The organism is Deltaproteobacteria bacterium PRO3 (assembly GCA_030263375.1).
In the GTDB taxonomy this organism is placed as follows: Bacteria; UBA10199; UBA10199; order DSSB01; family DSSB01; genus DSSB01.
Genome location: SZOV01000177.1, coordinates 1 through 2,970, shown reverse-complemented (window position 1 = coordinate 2,970; position 2,970 = coordinate 1). Strand labels below are relative to the sequence as shown.

Annotated in this window: 2 protein-coding genes; both read right to left on the bottom strand. The window is 70.4% G+C overall.

Annotated features, from left to right (window positions below):
• A partial coding sequence (locus tag FBR05_15090; protein MDL1873504.1) for a hypothetical protein occupies positions 1 to 532 on the bottom strand: 532 nt, incomplete at its 3' end.
• Between the two features lie 127 nt (positions 533 to 659).
• A partial coding sequence (locus tag FBR05_15085) for a hypothetical protein (protein ID MDL1873503.1) occupies positions 660 to 2,970 on the bottom strand: 2,311 nt, incomplete at its 5' end.

Genomic DNA, 2,970 nt, shown 5'->3' with positions numbered 1-2,970 from the left:
CATGACCCAAGCGCCCCGCCAGGGTGAAGGCCGGGGCCTCCAGCGCGAAGCCTGTTAAAGAAGCCAGGCGTCCCGCGCCGATCAGCTGCGTCAAGATCCCAGGATTCGGCGTCGAGGCTAGGCGCGATAAGGTCGCCAAGCGCGTCATCCGAAACACCGCCCCCGCCGTCCCCATGGCAAAGAGCATCGCCTGGTCGCTGGATTGCTGGGCCAAATTCCTTAAGAGAAATTCCGCGCGGGGGCCGAAGGCGCCGCGGCCCAAGATCGCATCCAGGCCCTCTTTGGCGCGGGTCCGTAGGGGCCCTTCGCGAAGGGCCCCTACGGCCTCGGCCTCCTGTACCACCGCCGCATACAACTCCGCCGCCGCTTCCACCCGCCCCGCCGCTTCCTGCCGCCGGGCCAGGGCCAGCAGGCCCTCGTAGTAAAGCTCCGGGTCGGCCTCCCGCTCCAAGGCCCGCACTTCCGCCGTCAAGGCGGGGCCGCCCTCCGGCAGGCGCAGCTCCCGCTCTCCCCTGGGACTGTGAACTCGCATGCTCCCTCGCTTTCTAAAACCTGTTAATACCTTCGAAACCTAACCGCGTTCTTGATCGGGTGGCCGGGCGGGGGCCCTCCGCAGTTTGCGAGGACGGTGGGGGTGCAGCCCGGACAGGTCCTGCATTTTAAGGCCTAAACCGCATCGCCTCGAGCAGGTCGCGCAGGCTATAGCGCCCGCGCCGGACGCCCTCGTCGAGCTCCTCGGCGCGCGCGCGGTTCTCGCGGGCCCGGGCCAGCCACTCCGCGCGCTGGTGCTCCGGTACCCCGTAGTCACGCAGCATCTCCACCGCGCCCTCCGCATCTTGCGGGAATCTCCCCAGCACCGCGGCCGCGTCCGAACTTAAAAAGCCCTCCGAGGTGATCAGGATGTTTTCTAGATTCCCGCGGATCGGCTCGGAGTTGAAGCGCAACTGCCGCAGGACGCCCGGGATGCGCTCGGCGTAGCGCGGGTCCAGGTCCTCGGCGCGGAAGTTGAAAAGCCCCGGCGCCTCGCCGTCCAGGAGGCTCTGCACGCCCATCACCATGTCCACCGCCGAGGCCGCGCCCATCGAGTGCCCGACCAGGCCCTTGATCGCGCTCACCGCCATCGGGTGATCCAGGCCCGCATAGCGGAAGGCCTGGTAGAGCGACTGGATCTCGGCGATGTTATTCAATTCGGTCGAGGTCCCATGGGTCTGCACCACCTGCGGCACGGCGCCGCCGTGGGCGCGGGCCTGCTCCAAGGCCACCATCGTCGCGGTGACGATGCCCTGGTCCATCGCGGCCAGGTTGGGCGCCCCGCCCTCCCCGCTGTTGACGTGGATGCCGAGCAGACGGCTGGAGGGCCAATAGCCCAGCTCGATGGCGCGCTGGAAATTCATCCAGGGCAGGCCGCCGGCCGCCTCGGCCACGACGAGGCCCCGGGCGAAGCGGGTGAAGGGCGCGGAGGACTCGCTCATCGCGCGCCGCCGCAGGTCCTGCGGCAGCGTCTCCCAGAGGGCCTCGCGCTCGGGCTGTTTCAGCTGCAGGACCTCGGGGCCCAGCCGGCCCTGCTCCACCAATTTTTTCACCATGCTGTCGACGGTCATGGGGGCGCGGCGGCTGAATCCGGCCACGATCGGGGCCGTGTCGTAGGGCGAGAAGGTCGCGTCGGCGCCGAAGACCATCATCGCGTCCATCGGGTACTCGCCGGGGACGCCGGTTCGCAGCATGGCCAGGCGCGCGCCGAACAGGGCGTAGAGCCCCGAGGCGCAGGCCGCGGAGTTGGCGAGGTTGACCCCGCCGGTGTTGGGCATCTGCCCCGGCATCAGGCCGGGCGGCAGGATGCGCTCCATGGCCCTCGGATCGGCCTTGAGTTCGGCGAAGTCGAAGTGGGGCATGATCAGATTCAGGAAGAGGCCGCGGGCGTCCTCGTTCAAGGCCGACTGCAGTTGGAAGGGCGTCGACTCGGTGCCGCGGCGCGCCCGCTCGTGGATCTCGATGAAGCGCTCCAGTCCCGGGAAGGCCGAACCCTGCGCCGCCCCGAAACGGCTGGAGGCGAAGCTCTCGCTTAAGGGCCGCCCGAAGGCGGCCAGGGCGGACAGCGCCGCATAGAGCCCGTAGACGCCGGAGTCCGAGGCGTTCGCCAGGTTGTTCCGCTGGTTGTCGAAGGCGCCTCCCTTGATCGAGGGCGTGTCCAGGCCCATCCGCGTCAGGAGCCGCCCCGCCGTGCGTAGCGGCTCCGGGATCAGTCCCCCGTGCCGCACCGGCAGGCGCTGCGCCTCGCCCTGCAGCGGGATCTCCCGGATGCCGCTCTGCGAGAGCAGGGTCTCACCGAATTCCCCCGCGATTTGTTCCGGTGCGATCGGGCTGCCGTCCGCGGCCCGCACCCAAGTCTCGCGTCCCGCGTCATCGCGGCCGTTGTAGCGCGTCAAACCGAAGTCCTCCGAGAGGTAGGCCAAGGTCAAGGGCGCGTCGACCCCGTGCATGGCCGCCGCGCGGGTCGCCCGCGCCGTGCCGCGGGTCGTGAGCAGCGAACCGCGGCCCAGGCTGACGACTAGCTGTTCGGGCCTCACGCGCATGCCGCGCAGGAAGGCGGGGGCCGCGCCCGGCTCGAGGCCGGGGGTCTCGGCCGCCGCGGTCCCGACGGCCGGAGCTTCCGCCTCGCGCGCGGCCGATCCCCCGGGTCCTGCAAGGACCGCCGGGACATAGTCGGGGTGAGCGGGGTCCGTGATCGGCACGCGCTGCGCGGCCAACTGCCGGTCCCACGCGACGACGATGCGCAACTGTTCCCCGGGCGGAGGCGGGATGCTTTCTCCACCCAGTGGCGCCATCGAGGGGGAAGGCTCGGCACCCGCGGGTGTTGCGGACTCTCCGGGCAGCACCACCGTGGTCGGCGGCTCCGCCGGACGCTCGCCCAGGCCGAACCAGGAGAGAAACTCGCCGATCGTCTTGCGCCCGGTCAGGATGTCCTCTTCC